Source organism: Streptomyces sp. DvalAA-43 (genome assembly GCF_900091725.1).
Taxonomy (GTDB): Bacteria; Actinomycetota; Actinomycetes; order Streptomycetales; family Streptomycetaceae; genus Streptomyces; species Streptomyces pulveraceus.
Map to the genome: position 1 here is coordinate 234285 of NZ_FMBW01000043.1, position 22308 is coordinate 256592.

General features: G+C 71.5%; 15 protein-coding genes. 5 read left to right on the forward strand and 10 right to left on the reverse strand.

Features of this window, described 5'->3' with window-relative positions; genetic code table 11:
- Nucleotides 1–40: 40 nt before the first annotated feature.
- Nucleotides 41–1195 (reverse strand): NAD(P)/FAD-dependent oxidoreductase, encoded by a 1155-nt coding sequence (locus GA0115234_RS15800; protein ID WP_093542073.1) that lies wholly within the window; start codon nucleotides 1193–1195, stop codon nucleotides 41–43.
- Nucleotides 1196–1350: 155 nt separating this feature from the next.
- On the opposite strand from GA0115234_RS15800, the gene GA0115234_RS15805 reads away from it, so the two are divergent.
- Complete coding sequence (locus tag GA0115234_RS15805; RefSeq protein WP_093542075.1) at nucleotides 1351–4485, forward strand: alpha-mannosidase; 3135 nt, start codon at nucleotides 1351–1353, stop codon at nucleotides 4483–4485.
- A gap of 167 nt (nucleotides 4486–4652) precedes the next feature.
- On the opposite strand, the gene GA0115234_RS15810 is transcribed toward GA0115234_RS15805, so the two are convergent.
- The 3 genes from GA0115234_RS15810 to GA0115234_RS15820 all read right to left on the reverse strand — a co-directional run bounded on the left by GA0115234_RS15810 (nucleotide 4653) and on the right by GA0115234_RS15820 (nucleotide 12098).
- Nucleotides 4653–6395, reverse strand: coding sequence for a pyruvate dehydrogenase (locus GA0115234_RS15810; protein WP_093542076.1), 1743 nt, complete (start codon nucleotides 6393–6395; stop codon nucleotides 4653–4655).
- A 65-nt stretch (nucleotides 6396–6460) separates the two neighbouring features.
- Nucleotides 6461–8200 (reverse strand): protein phosphatase 2C domain-containing protein, encoded by a 1740-nt coding sequence (locus tag GA0115234_RS15815; RefSeq protein ID WP_093542078.1) that lies wholly within the window; start codon nucleotides 8198–8200, stop codon nucleotides 6461–6463.
- 127 nt (nucleotides 8201–8327) lie between these two features.
- Nucleotides 8328–12098, reverse strand: coding sequence for a S8 family peptidase (locus GA0115234_RS15820; protein WP_093542080.1), 3771 nt, complete (start codon nucleotides 12096–12098; stop codon nucleotides 8328–8330).
- Between the two features lie 210 nt (nucleotides 12099–12308).
- On the opposite strand from GA0115234_RS15820, the gene GA0115234_RS15825 reads away from it, so the two are divergent.
- The 3 genes from GA0115234_RS15825 (at nucleotide 12309) to GA0115234_RS15835 (ending at nucleotide 16477) form a co-directional block, all read left to right on the forward strand.
- Nucleotides 12309–13298, forward strand: a complete 990-nt coding sequence (locus GA0115234_RS15825; RefSeq protein ID WP_093542081.1) for a helix-turn-helix transcriptional regulator — start codon at nucleotides 12309–12311, stop codon at nucleotides 13296–13298.
- 112 nt (nucleotides 13299–13410) lie between these two features.
- Entirely contained in the window at nucleotides 13411–13893 is a 483-nt protein-coding gene (locus GA0115234_RS15830; protein ID WP_093542083.1) for a DUF456 domain-containing protein, read from the forward strand.
- A 241-nt stretch (nucleotides 13894–14134) separates the two neighbouring features.
- Nucleotides 14135–16477 (forward strand): glycosyl hydrolase family 95 catalytic domain-containing protein, encoded by a 2343-nt coding sequence (locus tag GA0115234_RS15835; RefSeq protein ID WP_093542406.1) that lies wholly within the window; start codon nucleotides 14135–14137, stop codon nucleotides 16475–16477.
- Nucleotides 16478–16483: 6 nt separating this feature from the next.
- Here the strand turns inward: GA0115234_RS15835 and GA0115234_RS15840 are convergent, their stop codons facing one another.
- Both GA0115234_RS15840 and rsgA read right to left on the reverse strand, forming a co-directional pair.
- Entirely contained in the window at nucleotides 16484–17836 is a 1353-nt protein-coding gene (locus GA0115234_RS15840) for a DNA-3-methyladenine glycosylase 2 family protein (protein ID WP_093542084.1), read from the reverse strand.
- 103 nt (nucleotides 17837–17939) lie between these two features.
- Nucleotides 17940–19115, reverse strand: a complete 1176-nt coding sequence (gene rsgA / locus GA0115234_RS15845) for a ribosome small subunit-dependent GTPase A (RefSeq protein ID WP_093542086.1) — start codon at nucleotides 19113–19115, stop codon at nucleotides 17940–17942.
- 398 nt (nucleotides 19116–19513) lie between these two features.
- On the opposite strand from rsgA, the gene GA0115234_RS15850 reads away from it, so the two are divergent.
- Nucleotides 19514–20014 (forward strand): DUF5949 family protein, encoded by a 501-nt coding sequence (locus GA0115234_RS15850; protein ID WP_093542408.1) that lies wholly within the window; start codon nucleotides 19514–19516, stop codon nucleotides 20012–20014.
- 161 nt (nucleotides 20015–20175) lie between these two features.
- Here GA0115234_RS15850 and GA0115234_RS15855 read toward each other — a convergent pair whose 3' ends face one another.
- The 4 genes from GA0115234_RS15855 to GA0115234_RS15870 all read right to left on the reverse strand — a co-directional run bounded on the left by GA0115234_RS15855 (nucleotide 20176) and on the right by GA0115234_RS15870 (nucleotide 22060).
- The gene (locus GA0115234_RS15855) at nucleotides 20176–20586 is read right to left on the reverse strand and encodes a rodlin (protein WP_093542087.1); all 411 of its coding nucleotides are present in this window, start codon (nucleotides 20584–20586) and stop codon (nucleotides 20176–20178) included.
- A 119-nt stretch (nucleotides 20587–20705) separates the two neighbouring features.
- Complete coding sequence (locus GA0115234_RS15860; RefSeq protein ID WP_093542089.1) at nucleotides 20706–20906, reverse strand: hypothetical protein; 201 nt, start codon at nucleotides 20904–20906, stop codon at nucleotides 20706–20708.
- 265 nt (nucleotides 20907–21171) lie between these two features.
- Nucleotides 21172–21582 carry a rodlin gene (locus GA0115234_RS15865; RefSeq protein WP_093542091.1) on the reverse strand — a complete coding sequence of 137 codons (411 nt, stop codon included), beginning with the start codon at nucleotides 21580–21582 and terminating at the stop codon, nucleotides 21172–21174.
- A gap of 187 nt (nucleotides 21583–21769) precedes the next feature.
- Entirely contained in the window at nucleotides 21770–22060 is a 291-nt protein-coding gene (locus GA0115234_RS15870; protein WP_093542092.1) for a hypothetical protein, read from the reverse strand.
- Nucleotides 22061–22308 lie beyond the last annotated feature (248 nt).

Sequence of the window (22308 nt, forward strand, 5' to 3'; positions counted from 1 at the left end):
GCTCCGCCCTCCACCGTCATGTGACATGGCATTCGGCGCCTCATTCGGCATCGAACCGCTCGGGTGCGAACGGTGCGAGATCCAGTGCGGGCCGCTTCCCCCGGATCGCGTCGGCGATCAGTTGCCCGGTCGCGGGCGCCAGCCCGATCCCGGCGCCCTCGTGCCCGCAGGCGTGGAAGAGCCCCGGTACGCGGGGGTCCGGTCCGATGGCCGGCAGATGATCGGGCAGGTAGGGACGGAACCCGTGGTAGGCGCGCATGACCCGCACATCGCCGAGCACGGGGAAGAGTGCCGCCGCCTGGGCCGCCAGCCGGGCGACCACCGGAACGGACAGCGTCCGGTCGAAGCCGACCCGTTCGCGGCTCGCCCCGATGAGCACCGGACCCGAGGGCGTCCCCTCCACCACGGGCGAGGTCTGCAGGGCGGCGGACCCGCTCGACACATCGGCGACGTACTCCGCCGCGTAGACCTTGTGCCGGATCAGCCGGGGCAGTGGCTCGGTGACGAGCACGAACCCCCTGCGCGGCAGGACCGGCAGGTGCACCCCGGCCAGTGCGGCCAGGTCGCCGCCCCAGGTGCCCGCCGCATTGACCACGACGGGGGCCCGCAGTTCGCCCCGTGTCGTGCGGACCCCCCGTACGGCCCCCCGTGAGTCCGTGAGTATCCCGACCACCTCCTCCCCCGGGCACAGGAGCGCACCGCGACGACCGGCCGAACGCAGCAACTCGGAGGCTGCCACGGCCGGTTGGACCTGGGCGTCCTGCGGGTAGTGACAGCCCCCGGCCAGGTGCGGTGCGAGATGGGGCTCCATGTCGCGGAGCCGGTCGGGTGTGACGTGGTACGCCTCGACGCCCGCCCTCCGCTGACCGGTGGCCGTCATGGAGAGGGCGGCCAGGGAGTCCTGGGACGCCGCGACGACCACACCGCCCTTGAGCTCGTACTCGATGTCCGGGGGCAGTTCCTCGGACAGTTGCTGCCACAACGTGGCGGAGAGCAGGGCCAGTTCCAGCTCCGGTCCCGGCACTTTGTCGGAGACCAGGAGGTTTCCCTCGCCGGATCCGGTGGTGCCGCCGGCAACCGGCCCGCGGTCGACGACGGCGACGGAGAGTCCGGACCGGGAGGTGTAGTGGGCACAGGCGGCACCTACCACTCCGGCCCCGACGATGACGACATCCAAGGGGTGTCTCGTGAGCACGCCAGTAATATGTCACATTGCTCAAGGGTCGCCAAGGGTGCGCACAGGGCCAGTTGATCAATCGTCACCCCGTCGCACGGCTCGCAGGGGTGCTGGGTCGGCCGCCGGGGAAGTGGAACACGGAAACCCGCAGGCGCCGACCCCGAGGAGCCGTGATGCACGACGACCGCACCCTGGTGGAGGACCGCCTGGAGCGCGCCCTTCACCAGTTCCTCCGCCCCGCCCAGTACCCGGCACGGACCCCGCTCGCCCTCTCCGTGCGCCACCTCCCCGGCGAACCCGTTCCGGTGGATCAGGTCCTCCGGGAGCCGTTCGAGCCGTTCCGCACCGGCACCGAGTGGGGGAAACCCTGGTCCACCAGCTGGTTCCGGCTGGTGGGGGCCGTGCCCGCGGAATGGGCGGGGCGGCGGGTCGAGGTGGTCGTCGATCCCGGGTTCTCCGGCCAGGGGCCGGGCTTCCAGGCCGAGGGCATGCTGTACGACGCCACGGGCGTCCCCCTCAAGGGCATCCATCCGCGCAATCGCCATCTGACGCTGGCCGCCGCGGCGGCCGGAGGTGAGCCGGTGTCACTGCTGCTGGAGGCGGCGGCCAACCCGGCCGTGCTGGAGCACGGCTTCACGCCGACACCGCTCGGGGACCTGACGACCGCGGGCGACCGGCCGTTGTACCGGTTCGCCGCCGCGGACCTTGCGGTGCTGGACGAGGAGGTCTGGCATCTGGTCCTGGACATCGAGGTGCTCTCCGAGCTGATGCGGGAGCTTCCCGTCGAGCGCTCCCGACGGCACGAGATCCTGCGGTCGCTGGAACGCATGCTCGACGTACTGGATCTGCACGATGTGGCGGGCACCGCGCGGGCCGGCCGGACCGAGCTGGCCGGGGTGCTGTCCCGTCCGGCCGCGGCGAGCGCACACCGGATCTCGGCCGCCGGCCATGCGCACATCGACTCGGCGTGGCTGTGGCCGCTGCGCGAGACGGTACGCAAGGCCTCGCGCACCTTCGCCAATGTCACCGCGCTGGCCGAGGACTATCCGGAGCTGGTCTTCGCAGCGTCGCAGGCCCAGCAGTACGCCTGGGTGAAGGAGCATCAACCGCACGTATGGCGAAGGATCGAGCGGGCCGTGGCGAACGGGCAGTGGGCGCCCGTGGGGTCGATGTGGGTGGAGTCCGACGCCAATATGCCCGGTGGCGAGGCGCTGGCCCGGCAGCTCGTGCACGGCAAGCGGTTCTTCGAGCAGGAGCTGGGCGTGGAGACCGAGGAGATCTGGCTGCCGGACTCCTTCGGTTACACGGGCGCCTTCCCGCAGTTGGCCCGGCTGGCGGGGGTGAAGTGGTTCCTGACCCAGAAGCTTTCCTGGAACCAGAGCAATAAAATGCCACATCACACCTTCTGGTGGGAGGGCATCGACGGGACCAGGATCTTCACCCATTTCCCGCCGGTGGACACCTATAACTCCCAGCTCCACGGAAGCGAACTCGCCCATGCCGAACGGAACTTCGCCGAGAAGGGGTTGGCGACCCGCTCGCTCGTCCCGTTCGGCTGGGGTGACGGCGGGGGCGGGCCCACCCGCGAGATGCTGGAGAAGGCGCGCAGGCTCAGGGACCTGGAAGGTTCACCGAGGGTGGGCATCGAGCGGCCGGCGGCGTTCTTCGCGGCGGCCGAGGAGGAGTACGGCCCACAGGCTCCGGTCTGGTCGGGCGAACTGTATCTGGAGCTGCACCGGGCCACGTACACCACCCAGGCCAGGACCAAGCGGGGCAACCGGCGCAGCGAACACCTGCTCCGGGAGGCCGAGTTGTGGGCCACGGCGGCGGCGCTGCGCGACCCCGCCCACGGCGCCCACCGCGCCCGCTACCGCTATCCGTACGAGGCGCTGGACCGGCTGTGGAAGACGGTGCTGCTGCATCAGTTCCACGACATCCTGCCCGGCTCCTCGATCGCCTGGGTGCACCGTGAGGCCCATGAGACGTACGAACGGGTGCGGGCGGAGCTGGCGGACCTGTTGGCGGAGGCGGTGGCCGCGCTCGACGGGGCCGAGGGCCTGGTGGTGCTCAACTCGTCGCCGTACCAACGCCGTCAGGTGGTCGAGCTCGACGCGGAGGCGAGCGCGGTGCTGCCCTCCGGCACTCAGACGCAGCACCTGGGCGGCGGCCGTACGGCGGTGCTGGCCGACGCCCCCGGACTCGGCGCGGGTCCGCTGAACGGCTCGGCGGTACCGGAGCACCCGGTCACCGCGACCGGTTCGGCGGGCGAGGGCATCGTCCTCGACAACGGACTGCTGCGGGTGGTGGTGGACGGCGACGGGCTGATCGCCTCCGTGTGCGACCTCGGTGCGGGGCGGGACGTCCTCGTCCCCGGCCACCAGGCCAACCTCCTCCAGCTGCACCCGGATCACCCCAATCACTGGGACGCCTGGGACATCGACCGGCACTACCGCCGCACCCGCACCGATCTCACCGACGCCGACTCCGTCGAGCTGGTGGAGGCGGGCCCGTTGCGGGCCTCGGTCCGTGTGCTGCGGTCCTTCGGGCACTCACATGTCACACAGGACATCCGGCTGACCGCGGGCAGCCGGCGCGTCGACATCGAGACCGAGGTCGACTGGCGGGAGTCGGAGAAGGTCCTCAAGGCGGCGTTCCCGCTCGACGTGCACGCCGAACGGTCCACGTCGGAGATCCAGTTCGGCCATCTGCACCGCCCCACGCACGACAACACCAGCTGGGACGCGGCCCGTTTCGAGATCTGCGCCCATCGCTGGCTCCGGGTCGCGGAGCCGGGGTACGGCGTGACATTGCTCAACGACTCGACGTACGGGCACGACGTCACCCGGACCCCGCACGGCTCGGGTCTCGGCACGACCGTACGGCTGACGCTGCTGCGCGCCCCGCACAGCCCCGACCCGGAGACCGACCTCGGCCGGCACCGGTTCGCGTACGCGCTGGCGCCGGGCGGCGGCATCACGGACTCGGTACGGGAGGGGCTCGCCCTCAACCTGCCGTTGCGGGCGGCCGTGGCACCGGTGCTGCCCTCACTGGTCGACACGGGACATCCGGCGGTCACGGTGGAGTCGGTGAAACTCGCCGACGACCGGAGCGGCGATGTGGTCATGCGGCTGTACGAGTCTGCGGGCGGCCGCGCCCGCACCAAGCTGCGGGTCGGGTTCCCCGTCGTACGGGCCCGGGTCACCGACCTGCTGGAACGGCCCCTGCACGAGGCGGACACCGACGAGCACGGTCTCGTACTGTCGCTGCGGCCGTTCCAGATCCTGACGCTGCGGCTGACCCCGGCGTGACGGGCCGGCGTGACGGGCCGGCGTGACGAACCGGCGTGACGAACCGGCGTGACGAACCGGCATCGCAGCCCGACGCGTGGCCCGGTGTCACATGTCACCGTGCACCGACCCGCCTACGTCCGGCCCGGGGCACCTTTCAAGGGCGGACCGTTCCAGGACGGGACGGTTCAGGGACGGGGCACGTTCCGCAGGTTGGAGCGGGCCATCTGGACCATCCGGCCCACTCCCCCGTCCAGCACGATCTTGCTCGCGGAGAGCGCGAAGCCGGTCACCATGTCGGCGCTGATCTTCGGCGGGATGGAGAGGGCGTTGGGGTCGGTGACGACATCGACGAGCGCCGGGCCCTTGTGCTTGAAGGCGTCCTTGAGGGCGCCTTCGAGCTGCTTGGGCTTCTCCACCCGCACGCCGTACGCCCCGCAGGCGCGGGCGACCGCGGCGAAGTCGGGGTTCTTGTTGGAGGTACCGAACGATGGCAGGCCCGCGACCAGCATTTCCAGTTCGACCATGCCGAGCGAGGAGTTGTTGAACAGTACGACCTTCACCGGCAGGTCGTACTGCACCAGCGTCAGGAAGTCGCCCATCAGCATGGTGAACCCGCCGTCGCCGGACATCGAGACCACTTGCCGGTTCCGGTCGGTGAACTGGGCGCCGATGGCCTGCGGAAGCGCGTTGGCCATCGAGCCATGGCTGAACGATCCGATGACCCGCCGCTTGCCGTTGGGCGAAAGATAGCGCGCGGCCCACACATTGCACATACCGGTGTCGACGGTGAACACGGCGTCTTCGTCGGCCAGTTCGTCCAGCACCGAGGCGACGTACTCCGGATGGATCGGGATGTGCTTCTCGACCTTGCGGGTGTACGCCTTGACCACGCCCTCCAGCGCGTCGGCGTGCTTCTTCAGCATCCGGTCGAGGAACTTGCGGTCGGTCTTGGCCTTCACCCTCGGGGTCAGACAGCGCAGGGTCTCGCGGACATCGCCCCAGACCGCCAGGTCCAGCTTGGAGCGACGGCCCAGGTGCTCGGGGCGCACATCGACCTGGACGATCTTCACATCGGTCGGCAGGAAGGCGTTGTACGGGAAGTCGGTGCCCAGCAGGATGAGCAGATCACACTCATTGGTCGCCTCGTAGGCGGCGCCGTAGCCGAGCAGCCCGCTCATCCCGACGTCGTACGGGTTGTCGTACTGGATCCACTCCTTGCCGCGCAGCGCGTGCCCGACCGGGGCCTTCACCCGTTCGGCGAACTCCATCACCTCGGCGTGGGCACCCGCCGTGCCGCTGCCGCAGAACAGGGTCACGCGTTTCGCCTCGTCGACCATCCGGCAGAGCTCGTCGATCTCCGCGTCACCGGGCCGGACCGTCGGTCGCGAGGTGACCAGCGCGTGCTCGATGGACTTCTCCGGGGCGGGCTGCGACGCGATGTCGCCCGGCATCGTGACGACGCTGACCCCGCCGCGGCCGATCGCGTGCTGGATGGCCGTCTGGAGCAGTCGCGGCATCTGCTGCGGGTTGGAGATCATCTCGTTGTAGTGGCTGCACTCCTGGAAGAGCAGCTCCGGGTGGGTCTCCTGGAAGTAGCCGAGACCGATCTCGCTCGACGGGATGTGCGAGGCGAGGGCGAGCACGGGGGCCATGGAGCGGTGCGCGTCGTAGAGGCCGTTGATGAGGTGCAGGTTGCCGGGGCCGCACGATCCGGCGCAGGCCGCCAGCGAGCCCGTGATCTGGGCCTCCGCTCCGGCGGCGAACGCCGCGGTCTCCTCGTGCCGGACCTGGATCCAGTCGATGGCGCGATTGCGTCGGATGGCGTCGACGACCGGGTTGAGGCTGTCGCCGACGACACCGTACATACGCCTGACGCCCGCCCGGACGAGGATGTCGACGAACTGCTCCGACACGTTCTGCTTGGCCATGGGTGCGTACCCTTTCCGCGCTTCGGCTTCCGGACTCCGCATCCATCAACCCATGGCGCGCGCGGTTACGCCTCCCAGACTCCCGCACTTGTACGGTCGTCGGAGTACCCCTTCACCCGGAGCTGGGTGTCCGCGAGGAAGGCCACGAGGCCGGGCGCCTGCCCGGGGGCCCAGCGCGCGGCGAGCTCCCGGGCCAGGGCGGGCTCGCCGCGCAGCGGTCCGGCCAGTCCGGGGCCGCACAGCAGCAGCGTGTCGCCCGGCCGGGCAACCGAGCCCCGGAACCGGAACGGTTCTGCGGGCAGGCCGGGCACCTCGGGCGGGCCGGGCGGGCCGGGCGGGTCCTCGACATACGAGGGCCAGGAGGTGGTGACGGCCGGATCCGCGGTGAGGCCCTCACCACCGGGACCGCCGTCGGGCCATCCTGAAGCGGATCCCGAGCCGGTTCCTGAACCAGGTCCTGGACGGGAGGGCCCTGAACCGGTCCCTGATCCGTTGTCCGCGCTGGTGCCGCCCGCCGCCGGAACCTCCGGTTCGAGGTCCTGCCAGCTGCCGTCGCGCAGCCGGAAAAGTCCCCCGGGGCCGATGCCGAAGAAGATCCTCGTACGGCAGTCGGGGTCCCCCGGCAGCAGCAGGCAGCGCAGGCCCGCCGTGTACCGCCGCGGCTCCGTCCCCAGCTCGGCGGCGCGGGCGCGCAGCTTGCCGTAGGTGCGGTCGGTGAGACGGTTCAGCCCGGACTTGAGCTCACCGCGGCGGCCCGCCCGTATGTCCTCGGAGAGCCGGGCGTGGCTGCGGCCGACCGCTTCGCCGATCCAGCGGCAGGCATCGGCCGCCGCCAGATGTGCCGATGCGGTGGCGCGGGCCCCGGTGGCGACGGCGACCAGGACCAGTGCGTGCTCGTCGGTGCCGAAGCGCGCGGTGAGCAGCGCGTCGCGGCGGAGCTCGCCGCGGAACCGTGCGGAGTCCCCGCGCACGGAGGCGGCGCGCAGGGTGTACGTGCCGTAGCGGGCGCCGTCGAGCACGGTGTCGGGGACGAGACCGTCCAGCTCCTGGGGGACGGCGGCGGGCAACGCGGTGGGCTCGGCGTCGTAGGTGGGCGGCCGGTCACCCACATGGGTGATCACCGGGCGGGGTGGGGGCGTGGGTCCGTGCCCGGCCTCCGGTCCGGGCGCGGCGGGCGGGGTGGCCGTGGTGTCCGGTGTGACGGGCGCCGACGGGGCGACGGGTCTCTCGGCGACGGGCCGTCTGGGCAACGGCGGCAGCGACGACACCGGCGGTAATGACGGTGCGGACACCGTCTCCTCGTGCGGCGGCCCGTTCGGCGGCTCCGGGGCCGGAGGCCGGGCGGGGTCGGGCGGGGGATCGGCGGGAACCGGCGGTCCGGCGAAGGTACGCGGCCGCGAGGGGCCGACCGGGACGGCCCCCGAGGCCCGTGCGGTAGCGAGGGGCGGCTCCCAGGGAGCGCGCTCCCCCACCGGCCGGGGCACGGCCACCGCCCCCGGAGCCCCGCCGTCCGTGCTCGAAGCCACGGCCTCCGCCCGCGAAGGCGAAGTCTCCACCCCCGGGGATTCGCCGCCCCTCCGCGAAGGCGAAGTCTCCGCCTCCGGAGCCCTGCCCTCCGGACTCGAAGCCACGGCCGCCGCCCCCGGAAAGCCGCCCCCCGCACTCACCGCGCCCGACGCCGAGTCGAAGCGGTCATCGAGGCTGTCGGCCGCGTCGCTCGTCCCGGTGTCCCGGGCGTTCTCGTCGTACAGCCTGCTCCACCAGTCGTCCTCGTGGGCGGCGGGCATCTCCCCCTGCTGACTCATGACCTTATTGTCGACCGCGGATGCGGTACGAAAACGGGTCATCCGGAAAAAGTGACCGCGAACATGGGTCCGCCGGGCGGCCCCACCCCCCACGGGAAGGACGCCCGGCGGACCGGTCAGGTCGTGATCAGCGCACGGCGTACGCGTCGTTCACGGTCTGGATGACGGAGTTGCCGTTGGCGTCCGTCAGTTCGGTCCTCAGGGTGACCGGCTTGCCGGCCGCGCCCGCGTGGTTCACGGTCGCGGTCCACCGGCCGCCCTGCTGTGCGGTGGTGGCGTCGATCCAGGTCTCCCCGTTGTCGTAGGAGTACGAGACCTTGGCCGCGGTCAGCTTGCCGGGGGTGTACCCGGCGTGACCGGTGACGCTCAGGCCGATCTTCTGACCGTCCTTCGCCGCAAGGGTCTTGAGCCCGTCGGCCGCCAGGTCGTAGCCCGGGAAGAGCAGCGGAATGCCCTGGGAGTAGACGTTCTCGTCGCGCTTCGAGCGGAACTTCCAGGTGGTCTCGGTGCTGGTGGACCGCTTCCACACGGCGGTGGGCTGCCCGAACCTGGTGGTCTGCAGGGTGAGTTCGTACGCGGCGTCCTCCGCCGGGACGGTGAACACCCCGGACGGCCAGCCGGTCTCGCCGATCACCTTGCCGCCGCTGCTCAGGCGCATGTTGCCCATGTCACCGAAGGAGCCCTGGAGACCGGCGTGCTCACTGTCGCTCCAGAAGCCCGGGGCGACACCGATCAGGTTGTCCTGGCGCTCGGCGGCGAGCTGGACCTTGCCGGCGGCGTCGCGCGGGGCGGCGGGGGCGGGGATGCCCCGGTACCAGTTCTCCGTGCGCGTCGAGCCCGCCTCGTAGGTGCGCGGCTGGTCGACCATCATCTCGCCCCAGGGGAAGCTGGAGGAGAGGTACCGCACCCACTCGGTGTCGCCCGCCGAGTAGTACTCGGTGCGCTTGCCGGGGACGGCTACGGAGTCGGTGACGGCGGAGAAGGAACCGCCGTACGGCCGGTTGATGATCATCGTGTCGACGTAGTCCGCCGCGAGACCCATCGCCTCGTAGTTGGCGGTGACCTTGCCGAGCTTGCTGTCGCGGACCTTGTAGGTGCGGTCCGAGGTGACCGGGCCGGTCTCGGGGAAGGCGAGGTTGTAGACGAACGGGCTGACCGCGGTGGCCTTCCAGCGCAGCTTGACCGGGCCGTCGGCCAGGGCGGCCTTCAGCGCGTCGGCCTCGCCCGCCTCGATGCCGAGTGCGGGCAGCACCGACGGGGCGTAGCCGATGGACGGCTGCCAGGGGCCCGCGGCGGGACGGTGGGCGATGACGGCCTTGGCACCGGCGGCCTTGGCGTCGCGCGCCTGGGCGTAGACGCTGTTGTCGTCGTCACCGACCTCGACCAGGGCGATCTTTCCGGCGACGCCCGCGGCCTTCAGCTCCTCGGGGGTACCCGTACCGGCGTCGACGAGTGCGGCCTCGCCCGTGCCGTCGAGGTTGACGGAGCCCGTGCTCGCCGTCTTCGGGTGCAGTTCGGCGCCGCCGACGACCGACAGCTTCTCGATCTGCGGGGCGTACGCGCGCCAGAAGCTGGCGAACTCGAAGTCGCCGTCGCTCGCCCTGCCCTGTACATCGGCCAGGTAGTTCTTGATCGCGGAGCCGCCGGTGATGGAGCCCGAGTGCAGCCAGGCATCGTCCCAGCTGCGGCCGAACGCGAGCGTCGTGGAGCGGTTCTCGGAGGCGCGGTCCGTGGTCTGCACCTGGATCCGGTGCGCCTTTCGGGCGTCCAGGACCAGGGTCGTGTCCTTCGTGATGTTCACCTGGGGCCGCGCGAGGTAGGCGACGGACTCGTCCAGGTTGCCGGTGGCGTCCTTCGGGTCGGGTGTGGTGACGAAGCCGGACACGAAGTAGGCCCCGGGGCGCACCTGGTAGACCTGGTCGGTGGCACCCTCGTTGAAGCGGCGCTCGCCGCTGGAGGTGTCGGTGCCGATCACATCGAGCGAGGAGAAGCCCGCGGCGGGCTTGCCGGCGCGGTCGACGACCTTGACCCTCAGCGTGACGGTCTCGGCCCCGACGTACAGCGAGAACGGGGTGGACACCTTGGCACCGCCGGGGCCGGTGGCCAGCACCCGTCCGGTGACATCGCCGTACTGGGCGGCCTTCAGCTTCGCCGTCGGGTCGATCTTCAGCGGAACCTTGACGGTGGCCCCGGCCGGGACGGTGACGGTGCCCGCGTCGAGCTTGGCGACGGCGGAGCGGACGGCCGAGCCGTCGTTGCCGGTGACGCCCTGGACCTTCAGCGACAGCTTCACCGGCTTGGTGCCGGAGTTGGTGTACGGGATGTCGACCGTGGTGCGGTCGCTCTTGTCCTGCGGCCAGTTGTAGGTGCCGCCCTGGACGGCGGGGGCGCCGACGAGGGTGGTGTCGATGGCGGCCTTGACGTCGAGGCGGCCGCCGCCGGTCTCGCGTACGTCGCCGGGGATGTCGCTCTTCGCGGACGAGACGAGCGCCGCCTTGATCTGCTGGGCGGTCCAGTCCGGGTGCCGCTGCTTCACGATGGCGGCGGCGCCCGCGACATGCGGGGTGGCCATCGACGTTCCGGACATCGTCTGGTACGCGTAGATGCCGCGGCCACCGGCGGCCGCGGCCGAGATGCCGACGCCGGGGGCGGTGATCTCGGGCTTGAGGGTGTGCGATCCGATCACGGGCCCGCGGCTGGAGAACTGGGCCGTGGTGTCGTCGCGGTCGACGGCGCCGACGGTCAGCACGCTCGGGGCGCAGCCCGGCGAGGAGACGGTGTTGAACGTCGGGCCCGCGTTGCCGGCCGCGATCACGAACAAGGTGCCCTTGTTCTGGGCCAGTTCCTCGGCGGCGACGCTCATCGGGTCGGTGCAGTCGGTCGGTTCCGGGCTGCCGAGGCTCATGGAGACGACGTCGGCCTTCTGGTCGACGGCCCACTGCATGCCGGCGATGATCCAGGACTCGGCGCCGGAGCCGCTGTCGTTGAGGACCTTGCCCGCGAGCAGGTCGGCGCCGGGGGCGACGCCCTTCTTCTTCCCGCCGCTGGCCGCGCCGGAGCCGCCGACGGTGGAGATGGTGTGGGTGCCGTGGCCCTGCCGGTCGTCGGTGGTGTCGGAGTCGGTGAAGTTCTCCGAGGCGGCGACCCGGCCCTTGAGGTCGGGGTGTTCGGCGTCGACGCCGGTGTCGAGCACGGCGACCTTGGTGCCCTTGCCGTCGTAGCCGGCGGCCCAGGCGAGGTCGGCGCCGATCTGCTTGGTCGACTTGTCGAGAGTGGCCTGAACCTTGCGGTCGAGCCAGAGCTTCTTGACTCCGGAGGCCGAGAAGGAACGGGCGCCCCGGCTGACGTCCGACCAGAAGTCGGCGGCCTTCGCCTTGTCGGCCTTCAGCGCGACGCCGTCGATGGCGTCGAGCGCGACTCCGCGCTTCGCGCCACGCGGGGTGGCGAACGCGGTGCGGGCCCGGTCCTTGCCGTAGACCGCGATCAGCGGCAGCGACGTGGTGTGCGCGTCGTCGTAGCCCTGGCGGATGAGGCCGGTGACGTTGAAGAGTTCCTCGTCGACCGTGCCCGCGGCCAGCGCGTCGACGGCGGTGTCGGGGTAGACGTACAGGTCCTTGCCGGACTGCCTGGTCTGTACGAGGGGTACGGTCCCGTCCTCGCGGGGCAGCGCGGTGACCGAGGAGGCCCCCGAACCGTCCTTGCTCACCAGGACCTTGTCACCGGTGACCAGCGTCACGGTGACCGGTTTGACCTGCTTCGCGTCGGCGGCGACGCTGCCGGTCAGTGGTCTCTTCCCTGTCGCGTCGTCCTGCGGCGCTGCCGCTGACGGTGCGATCGCGGTGACGGCCAGGACGGCGGCGGTGGCCGCTCCCAGCGCCGTGCGCGATATCGGACGCATCGCTCTCCCCAAGTGAATCCGGAACCAACCTGCGCAAACCGCAGCCTTCCGGAGGTTGTTGGTACTGCGGTGGCGCCACATTGGCAGAGCGACAGGGGATAAAGGGATGATGTACACGGCGGGTTTACGCCGTGGCCGCTTTCCGCCACGACCGGGCGCCCGACGACAGTGACAAGGTACGGAAGCAATGCGTCCGGGAGGGGTCCAGGGATGCTGGGAGCCATAGGTCTCGACGAGATACAGGAGTCGGCGTACCGCGCGCTCGTGACGGTGGGGGCCGCGGAGGTCTCCGATCTCGCGCACCGCCTGGGTCTTCCCGAGCCGGACACCGAGCGGGCCCTTCGCAGGCTGGAGCAGCATGGCCTGGCGGCGCAGGCGTCGGCCCGCACCGGACGCTGGGTGGCGGCGCCGCCGGGCGTGGCGCTCGGGGCGCTGCTGACCCAGCAGCGCCATGAGCTGGAGCAGGCGGAGCTGGCGGCGGCGCTGCTCGCCGAGGAGTACCGGGCGGAGGCCGCCGAACCCGCCGTGCACGATCTGGTCGAGGTGGTCACGGGGGCGAGCGCGGTGTCGCACCGCTTCCACCAGTTGCAGCTCGGCGCGACGAGCGAGGTGTGTGCCCTGGTCACCGGCAAGCCGATCGCGGTCAGCGGGATGGAGAACGAGGCCGAGGAGCGGGCGGCGACGCGGGGGGTGTCGTACCGGGTGGTGGTCGAGAGGGAGCTGCTCTCGCTGCCGTCCGGGATCATGGAGCTGTCGGCGGCCCTGAGCCGGGACGAGCAGTGCCGGGTCATCGACCGGGTGCCGACCAAGCTGGTCGTCGCGGACGGCGCCCTGGCGATGGTGCCGCTGACCGGTCGCGGCGCCGAGCCCTCCGCCCTGGTGGTCCACGCCTCCGGGCTGCTGGAGTCGCTGATGGGGCTCTTCGAGGCGGTGTGGCGCGAGGCCATGCCGCTCAGGCTGGGCGAGGTCGGCCGGCTGCACGAGGAGGGCAACGGGCCCGATCCGACGGATCTGGAGATCCTTTCGCTGCTGCTGGCCGGGCTGACGGACGCGAGCGTGGCGAAGCAGCTGGATCTGGGGTTGCGGACCGTGCAGCGCCGGGTGAAGGGCCTGATGGAGCTGACCGGCGTCTCGACCCGGCTGCAGCTGGGCTGGCACGCGTACGAACGGGGCTGGGTGTCCCGCACACCGCGGGCCTGAGGCGATCCGCCGGCGCCCCGGGCCGTGCCGGTACGGCCCTGAGCTGGGCCGACGGCCTCCGTCCCGGAAGCGCTGACGGGCGGGACCGGCCGGACTCCGGCAGGCTGGTGAGATGAGTGTGTGGCAACTCGTCGCCGTCGGCCTCGTCATGCTCCTCGGCCTGCTGGGCGTGCTGGTGCCGGGGGCGCCGGGGCAGGCGATCGTCTGGGCCGCCGTGCTGTGGTGGGCGCTGACCGACATGACGCCGGTCGCCTGGGGCGTGCTCATGGGCGCGACGGCACTGCTGCTGCTGAACCAGGCGCTGAAGCCGCTGCTGCCGCCGCGCCGCCCGCGCGAGACGGGGGCGCCGCGCAGGACGCTGATGCTCGGCGGGATCGGCGCGATCGTGGGCTTCTTCGTGGTGCCGGTGGTCGGCGGGGCGGTGGGATACGTGGGGGCCGTCTACGGGGCGGAGCGGCTGCGGCTCGGCAGCCGCGGGGCGGGCTGGGCCTCGGTGCGCTCGGTGATGCGGGCGACCGGCTACTCGGTGCTCGTCGAGCTCTACGCGTGCCTCCTGGTGGCGGGGGCCTGGCTGGGCGCGGTGATCTGGGGCTGACGATCCGGGGCGGAACGCACCCCGCCGTTCCGTACATCTGACGGGACTCCGTCCAGATACAGAGAAATACATCGGATCTCTCCCGTTCCATTGACGCAGCAATGCCCCGCGCCTACGTTCCCTCCAGGAATAGCTCGGATGAATTGAAGCGCCTGCGTACGAGTCGCCAGGAGAAGCCTTGCCCACAGCACCGGACCCCTCCCGCACGCCCCGGACCGAAGCCTCGTCACCGTCCCCTTCCCTGCCGTCACCGTCCCGGAGAACGGTTCTCGCCACCGGCACCGCGCTCGGCGGCGCTCTCGTGGCCGCCGGTACGGCCGTCCCGGCGCGGGCGGCCACCCCGGCCACGCGGCGGCCCGCCGCCCCGGCGGCCACCACCGTGCACTCCCCCGCCGACAGCTGGCGCACCGTCCTCGACGACGCCGACCTGCTCTGGCAGAAGCTGCCCAGGACCTGGTACGAGGGCCCGTACCTGGGCAACGGCCGCCTCGGCTCCGGCATCTACGCGGAGCCCGGCGCCACCACCCGGGCCGTCCGTTTCAACGTCCAGCACTCCGAGGTCCAGGACCACCGCCCCGAGTTCGGCTCGCTCTTCGGGCTCGCCCGCCTCCCCATCGGCCACTTCACCCTGGAACCGGTCGGCGCCATCACGGGCGTCGAGTGGTGGATGCGGCTGCGCACCGCCCAGCTCGAAGGCACCGTCACCACCACCGCGGGCACCCTGGAGCTCCGCGCCTTCGTCCACTCCACCAGCGATCTGCTCACCGTGGAGGTCACCCCCAGCGCGGGCGAACGCGGCTTCCGCTGGGTCTTCCACCCGGCCGAGGCGATCAGCCCGAGAGCCGCCTTCAAGCCCCTGCCGGACGGCTACACCGGCAACCCTCCCGCGGTGACCGAACAGCACGGCGACACCACCGCCGCCGTCCAGCCGCTGCTCGCGGGCGGTCAGCACGTCACCGCCTGGCGCGAACGCACCAGGGGCAGCAGCCGCACCCTGTACGTCACGGTCGCGCACTCCCACCCCGCGGCGACGGCCCGGGACCGTGCGCTGCGCACCGTGAGGACCGCCTCCGCGCTCCCGTACGGTCCGCTCGCCGCACCCCATCGCGCCTGGTGGGACCGGTTCTACCGGAAGAGTTTCCTGTCCCTGCCCGATGCCCGGCTCCAGCGCTTCTACTGGATCCAGCTCTACAAGACCGCGTCGGCGGCCCGCAAGGACGCCCCGGTGATGGCCACCTCCGGCCCCTGGCTGGAGCCCACCCCCTGGCCCAACACCTGGTGGAACCTCAACGTCCAGCTGGAGTACTGGCTGATCCACGGCTCCAACCACCTCGAACTGGACGCCGTCACCCGCGCCCTGAGCGAATTCCGGGACCAGCTCTCGCGCGAGGTCGCCGCCCCCTACCGGGCCGATTCGGCGGGCATCCCCCGCACTACCGATCCCCAGCTGGTCAACGGCGCCTCGGTGGCCGACGGCGGCTACGGGGTCGGCATCCCCGGCCAGGATCCGCCCACCCCCGAGGTCGGCAATCTGACCTGGGCGCTGCACAACGTGTGGCTCTCCTACCGGCACACCATGGACGAGTCGATCCTGCGCGACACGCTGTTCCCGCTGCTGCGCAAGGCGGTCAACTACTACCTGCACTTCCTGACGCCCGGCCCGGACGGCCGACTGCACCTCCCGGCGACGTTCTCCCCCGAGTACGGCGTCAACGCCCCCGACTGCAACTACGACCTGATGCTGCTGCGTTGGGGCTGCCGCACCCTGCTGGACTCGGCCCGCCTGCTCGGCGTCCACGACCCGCTGACCGCCCGCTGGCAGGAGGTCCTCGCCCGGCTCGCGCCGTACCCGGTCGACGCCAACGGGTTCATGATCGGCGCCGGGGTGCCGTTCGCGCAGTCGCACCGTCACTACTCGCACCTGCTCGCGGTGTACCCGCTGTACGAGCTGACGGGCGCGACGGCCGACGAACGCGCCCTGATCGAGAGGTCCCTCGCCCACTGGGTCGGCTTCGAAGGCGCCCTGCAGGGCTACACCTTCACCGGCGCCGCGTCGATGTCCGCGCTGCTCGGCAAGGGCGAGGACGCGCTGGAGTACCTCGGGCAGCTGATGAGCCGCTTCATCCAGGCGAACACCATGTACAAGGAGTCGGGCCCGGTCATCGAGACCCCGCTCTCGGCGGCCCAGTCCCTGCACGACATGGTCTGCCAGTCCTGGGGCGGCACGATCAGGGTCTTCCCGGCCCTGCCCGCCGCCTGGCGGGACCTGACCGTGCACGACTTCCGGACCCAGGGCGCGTTCCTGCTCAGCGCGGTGCGCGAGGAGGGACGGACCCGCTGGGTGCGGCTGACCAGCGAGGCCGGCGCGCCCTGCGTCGTACGCCATGGCATCGACGGCCCGGTGGAGATCCGGGACCGGCACGGACGGCCGCTGGACCACGAGGAGGCGGCCGACGGTACGGTCCGCGTCCGCCTGCGCAAGGGCGACTCGGCGCTGATCACGGCGAGGGGCGACCGCCCGGACCTGACCGTCCGCCCGGTGACGCCGAACGAACCCGCGCCGCGCTGGGGCCTGCCGGACTGACCCCCGTCACAACAGCTCCAGGTGGCGCACCCCGTACGAACGCCAGGGCCGCCACCCGTCCACACCGGGCCGCCCTTCCGGATCCACGTCCGGGTCACCGAGCGCACGCATCCTGATGACCGCCGCGGCTGCCGGGCCGATACCCGGCAGCCGCAGCAGCGCCCGCACGGCCTCGTCGCGGTCGGCCCCGGCATCGAGCCGTACCTCGCCGTCGGCGAGCGCGGCCGCCAGCGCCCGCAGCTCCGGGCCGTCCGCCGCGCCGGCCAGCGCCCCCGGCTCGGGGAACACATGCGTCAATCCGCCGCAGGGCACGTCCAGAACCTTCCCGTACGCCTCCACCAGCCGTTCCGCCGCGTCCCGGCCCACCAGCGTCCGCACGGCGAACTCCTCCGGGTCCGCGGCACCCGGCGAACGCAGTCCGGGGCGGGCGGCGACGCCCGGCGCGAGGAGCGGGTCGGCGCGAAGCCGCTCGTCGACGGCGTACGGATCGGCGTCCAGGTCGAAGAGGCGCCGCAGCCGCTGGACGGCTGTCGTGAGATCCCGCAGGTCCGTGAGGTGGATCCGGGCGTCCAGCCAGGACCCGGCGGACCGCTCGTCGACGGCGACGATGCCCGTGCCGTACGGAAGCCGCAGGGTGCGCCGGTAGGTGCGGGCACCCACCGCGCCGCTCACCTCCTCGATCCGGGCGACCGTCTCACCCGCCAGGAGATCGAAGACCTCGCGGGCCGCGTACGGCCCCCGGTGGGCGAGCCGCAGCGGGATCCCGGCGGCCCGCGCCTCCCGGACCGTCGCGCCCAGCCCCGTCCCGGCCTCGGCCCGCAGCGCGCTCGGCGTACGGGCGTAGATCTGCCGGATCGTGTCGTTGAACTGACGCACGCTGGCGAAGCCCGCCGCGAAGGCGATCTCCGTCACGGGCAGCCCGGTCGTCTGGAGCAGCACGCGCGCGGTGTGGGCCCGCTGGGCGCGGGCGAGCGCGACCGGGCCCGCGCCCAGCTCGGCGTTGAGCTGCCGCTGCACCTGGCGTGAGCTGTAGCCGAGCCGCTGGGCCAGACCGGGCACGCCCTCCCGGTCGACCACACCGTCGCCGATCATCCGCATGGCACGGCCCACCACGTCGGCCCGGACGTTCCAGTCGGCCGAGCCGGGCACGGCGTCCGGGCGGCAGCGTCGGCAGGCCCGGAAGCCGTGGCCCTGCGCGGCGGCCGCGGTCGGGTAGAAGCGGACGTTCTTCCGCTTGGGCGTGACGGCGGGGCAGCTCGGCCGGCAGTAGATCCCGGTCGTTTCGACGGCGAAGAAGAACTCCCCGTCGAAACGGGCGTCGCGGCTGCTCACCGCCTCGTACCTGGTCCGTTCGTCCATCACACCGTCCAGTGTGCGGCACCCACCGGTACCGCACTGGCGGTTTTCGGACGCGGACCCATGGCCGGCGGCCGTGAGGGGCCGCCGACCGGAAGACCACGGCCTACCGCACCCGGCCCCGCTTCGCGTCCATGGCGGCCCGGCCCTCGGCGCCCTTGCGCTTCCAGTCGCGCAGCAGCTCCGACCGCACCCGGGCGTCGGTCTTGGCTACGATGCGCCGGTTCTCGCGCATCAGCTTGCGGAAGCTGTCGAGGCGCCGTTCGTGCAGCGAACCCTCCTCGATCGCGGCGAGCACCGCGCAGCCGGGCTCCGTCTCATGGACGCAGTCGTGGAACCGGCACTGCCCGGCCAGCTCCTCGATCTCGGAGAAGACCTGGCCGACACCGGCCTCCGCGTCCCAGAGCCCGACCCCGCGCAGCCCGGGGGTGTCGATCAGCACGCCCCCGGAGGGCAGGACCAGCAGATTGCGGGTGGTGGTGGTGTGCCGGCCCTTGCCGTCGACGTCCCGGGCGGCCTGCACCTCCATCACATCGCGGCCGAGCAGGGTGTTGGCGAGGGTCGACTTCCCCGCACCGGACGCCCCGAGCAGCACGCTCGTACCGCCCGAGACGACGGCGGAGAAGATGTCGATCCCCTCCCCCGTGGCGGAGCTGACGGTCAGCACCTGCACCCCGGGGGCGACGCCCTCGATGTCCTGGACGAGGTAGGAGAGCGTGGCGGCGTCCGGCACGAGGTCCGCCTTGGTCAGCACGACGATCGGCTCGGCGGCGCCGCCCCCGGCCTGCCCGTCGTCCCGCAGCAGCGCGTCACCGCTGGAGCTGGACATGGCGAGCGCCAGGAAGCGCTCCACCCGGCCCAGGTCGAACTCCACCGCGAGGGAGAGACAGATGACGATGTGGTCGATGTTGGTGGCGAGCACCTGTCCCTCGGAGCGCTGCGAGGACGTCGAACGGACGAAGGCGGTACGCCGCGGCAGCAGCGTCCGTACGAACTGCGGGTCGCCGTCGGGGTCCACCGCGACCCAGTCGCCCGTGCAGACGATCCGCATCGGATCGCGCGGGACGACGAAGGCGGTGTCGGCCCGGAGCGTGCCGTGCGGGGTGACGACATCGCACTGACCGCGGTCCACCCGCACCACGCGTCCGGGCAACAGACCCTGCTCGGCGTACGGTGCGAATTCGGCCGCCCACGCGTCGTCCCAGCCGTACGGGGACAGCGGATGCGACGCGGACGAGCCCTGAAGAGAAGAAGCGGAGAACGGAGAAGACGGGAAAGACAAGGGAGACCCTTCAAAGGGTGGCCCCGGCAACGCGCACACGGGCGCGGAGAGTTGCGGAGTAGGTCAGCCGGCGACCACGGGGGTGGGAACGATGCTCTTCGGGTTATGGGCAGCGCCCATCGCAGCGACAGTCATCACAGTCCTCACCTCCTGGTTCAAGCACGGGACCGACAGCGGTAGTTGATCTCCGCGGTCCGGAACAGTGGACACCATAGCCCGCACATGTCGGGCGGCTCAACACATTAAATGTCGGAGCCACCGGGAAGCCGTCGGGCGCGCCCGGGAGTACCTCGACCGAAGACGCTCCGGGCCGTATTCACGGGAGATATCCAGGTATCTCCCTCGATCAGGTGATACGCATGCGCAACGACCGGTTCCGGGCCGTTATGGTGCCGAGCATGACCTCTCCCCAGACCGCTTCCGGCACGTTCACCCAGGCCCAGTTGGGCACGATCACCCTGATCGGATGGAGCGGCGAACACCCCGCCGACGGCCAGGACGTCGCCTTCCTGCTCGCCTACTCGCTGGGCGACGGTTCGGACGGTCCCGCGGCCGGTGAGGCCGCCATGCGCGTGGCCCTGGAACGCGCGGGCCTGCCGGTCGGCAGCGCCCCGGTGTACGCCTCCGAGCACCCGGGCCTCCCTGTGAAGCTGCTCGTCCAGGCGGGCCAGGCGGTCCTGACGCTGCCCCACTTCACGGCGCAGTACCCCGCACCGCCCGAGTGGCTGGCCGCGGCCGGCGCGCGGAGCGAGGTGCACGCGATGTTCGCCACCCGCCCGTGGCCCCAGGGAACGCCGGGCCGGCTGGTGAGCGAGGAGCTGCTGCGGTCCTTCGCCGCCGACCCGGAGGTCATCACGACCGCCGCCCACTGCGTCCTGCCGGTCCGCAGCCTGGGCTGACCCGCCCCGGTACGCCGAATGCCCACCGCCCCCCGTGGAGCGGTGGGCATCCTCATGCGTGGAGCCCTGGAGCGGTGGCCCCGGGTCCTGCTGTGCGGCGCCGTACACCACGGTGCGGGCCACCGGGGGCTGATCCCCGGGCGGCCCGCACCTCAGGCACGTCAGTCGTTGGCGATACCGTTGCCCGAGAGCACCGGGATGTCGTCCACGAGGTGCGACAGCGGCTCGTCGCCCTTCGCCTGGGTGGAGTTCTCGGCGCACTGCTGGTTCTGCGGCGAGGCCAGGACGTTGACGTCCTGCACCGCGACGGGCACCAGCAGGCCGACGAGCGAACCGACGTTGGCCTTGAGCGGCAGACCGACGCAGGCCTTGTTCAGGGTGCCCTGGACAAGCTGGACCTGCGGGCTGCCGTCGCCCCGGGTCACGCTGTTGCCGAACTCGTCCACGGCGCCGTTGCCGTTGACCGACGTGGTGCCCCCGTCATTGCCGATCGCCATGGCCGCGGGGGCCATTGCGGCGGACAGGCCGACCAGGGACACAGCCACTGCTGCGCCGGCCATCATCTTCTTCATCACGCTTCACCTTTCGGAGCGTCCCGTTCTGGAACGTACTGATCAACCCGCTACGGAAGCGTCGGTTCCGCAGTACCACTCAAACGGGTTCGATCCGGCATGAGTTCGATCGCTCTCGATCACCCGTCGACAGCCTCGCCGGAGGTGCGTGCCGCGGGAACCCTGCGTCCCGCGCACGGCCGTTCGGACGGAGCGGGCGGCGCCGGCTCCGCACGGCCGTGGGCCGCCTGCCACTCGGCGAGCAGCCGGTCGTAGATGGGTGTGCCGTCCTGTGCGTGCCGTTGTCGGCCGCGGGGGCGCTGACTGTCGTACTGGTCCATGCAAGGCCCCTACCCGGTGCGGCGGACGACGTCCGCCGTCACTACGGCAACCGGCCCAGTCCGCCCGCCCCTTCGAGGGGCCGTGGCACCTCCGGACGCACGAGTGGGGCCGGCCCATCCGGACGGCCGAAGAACGGCTGCCGCGTGGATGTGCCGACCCCACGGGTGTTGCGGGTACCGCGTGCAGGCGGGCTCGAAGCTGCCCGCGGCACGCTCCTCCACCGGCCAGGACAACCGGCGGAGGAGCGCCCGGAGCGGTGCGACGTCAGTTGTTGGCGACGCCGTTGCCCGACAGGACCGGGATGTCGTCCAGGATGTGCGACAGCGGCTCGTCGCCCTTCGCCTGGGTGGAGTTCTCGGTGCACTGCTGGTTCTGCGGCGAGGACAACACGTTGAGGTCCTGCACCGAGATCGGGATGGCCCCGAGCAGCGAACCGACGTTGGCCTTGGCCGGCAGCGCGATGCAGGGCTTGTTGAGCGAGCCCTGGATCAGCGCGAACTGCGGGCTCCAGTCGCCGTGGGTGGCGGAGTTGCCGTACGACTGGATGGCGTCGTTGCCGTTGACCGACGTCGTGCCACCGTCGTTGCCGATGGCCATGGCCTGCGGGGCGATCGCGGCGGAGACGCCGACGATCGAAGCAGCGACGGCTGCCGAGGCCATAATCTTCTTGATCATGAAATAGCCCTTCTGGGGTTCTCTATTGCCCGCCTGTCCGGAGCGTCCTGATCAACTCACGACAACGGGGATGGTTGTGCCGGTTCACTCGAACGGTGCTTTTACGTTCAGTTGTTCGCCGAATTCGCCGCACCGGAGGAATGCGAAAGCCCGGGAAATCAGCGGGGAACCGCCGTGGCGCGACGGATCAGCCGCCGAGCGGCAGGCCGCCCATGAGCGGGGCCGCACCCTTGGCCGCACCGGTGGCCTGGCCGGCCAGCTTGGTGACGGTGCCGTTCTTCTGCACCGACTTCGCGGCGCCGCTGACCGTGTCGACGATCGGGTCGACGGCCTGCGGCGCGCTCTCCACAACCTGGTTGAGGCCTCCGTTGAGGCTGAAGTTGGGGGCCGTGGCGTTGGTGACGGCGAAGGCGGGAGCAGCCGTTCCGAGAGCAACCACGGAACCGGCAACGAACGCAGCAGTCTTCGCGTACTTCACTTTCGGGTTCCCTTCTGCAGCGGCATCTGTTTCGGTCGCGTACCCGCGCCGCACGAGCCTTCTTTAGCCGTGCCTTCTGCCGCTTCCGCCCTGGGTAACGATGCGGTTGCGACCGGGCAACTGGACGGGGCCGTTTTTCTGCGGGACCACCCGATCGAATGCCGGGAAGAAAAGGGGAAGGCCCCGGAACGCATCGAAATGTGTTCCGGGGCCTTCCTTTCACGAGCGTTCGGCCCGCCCGACCGAAG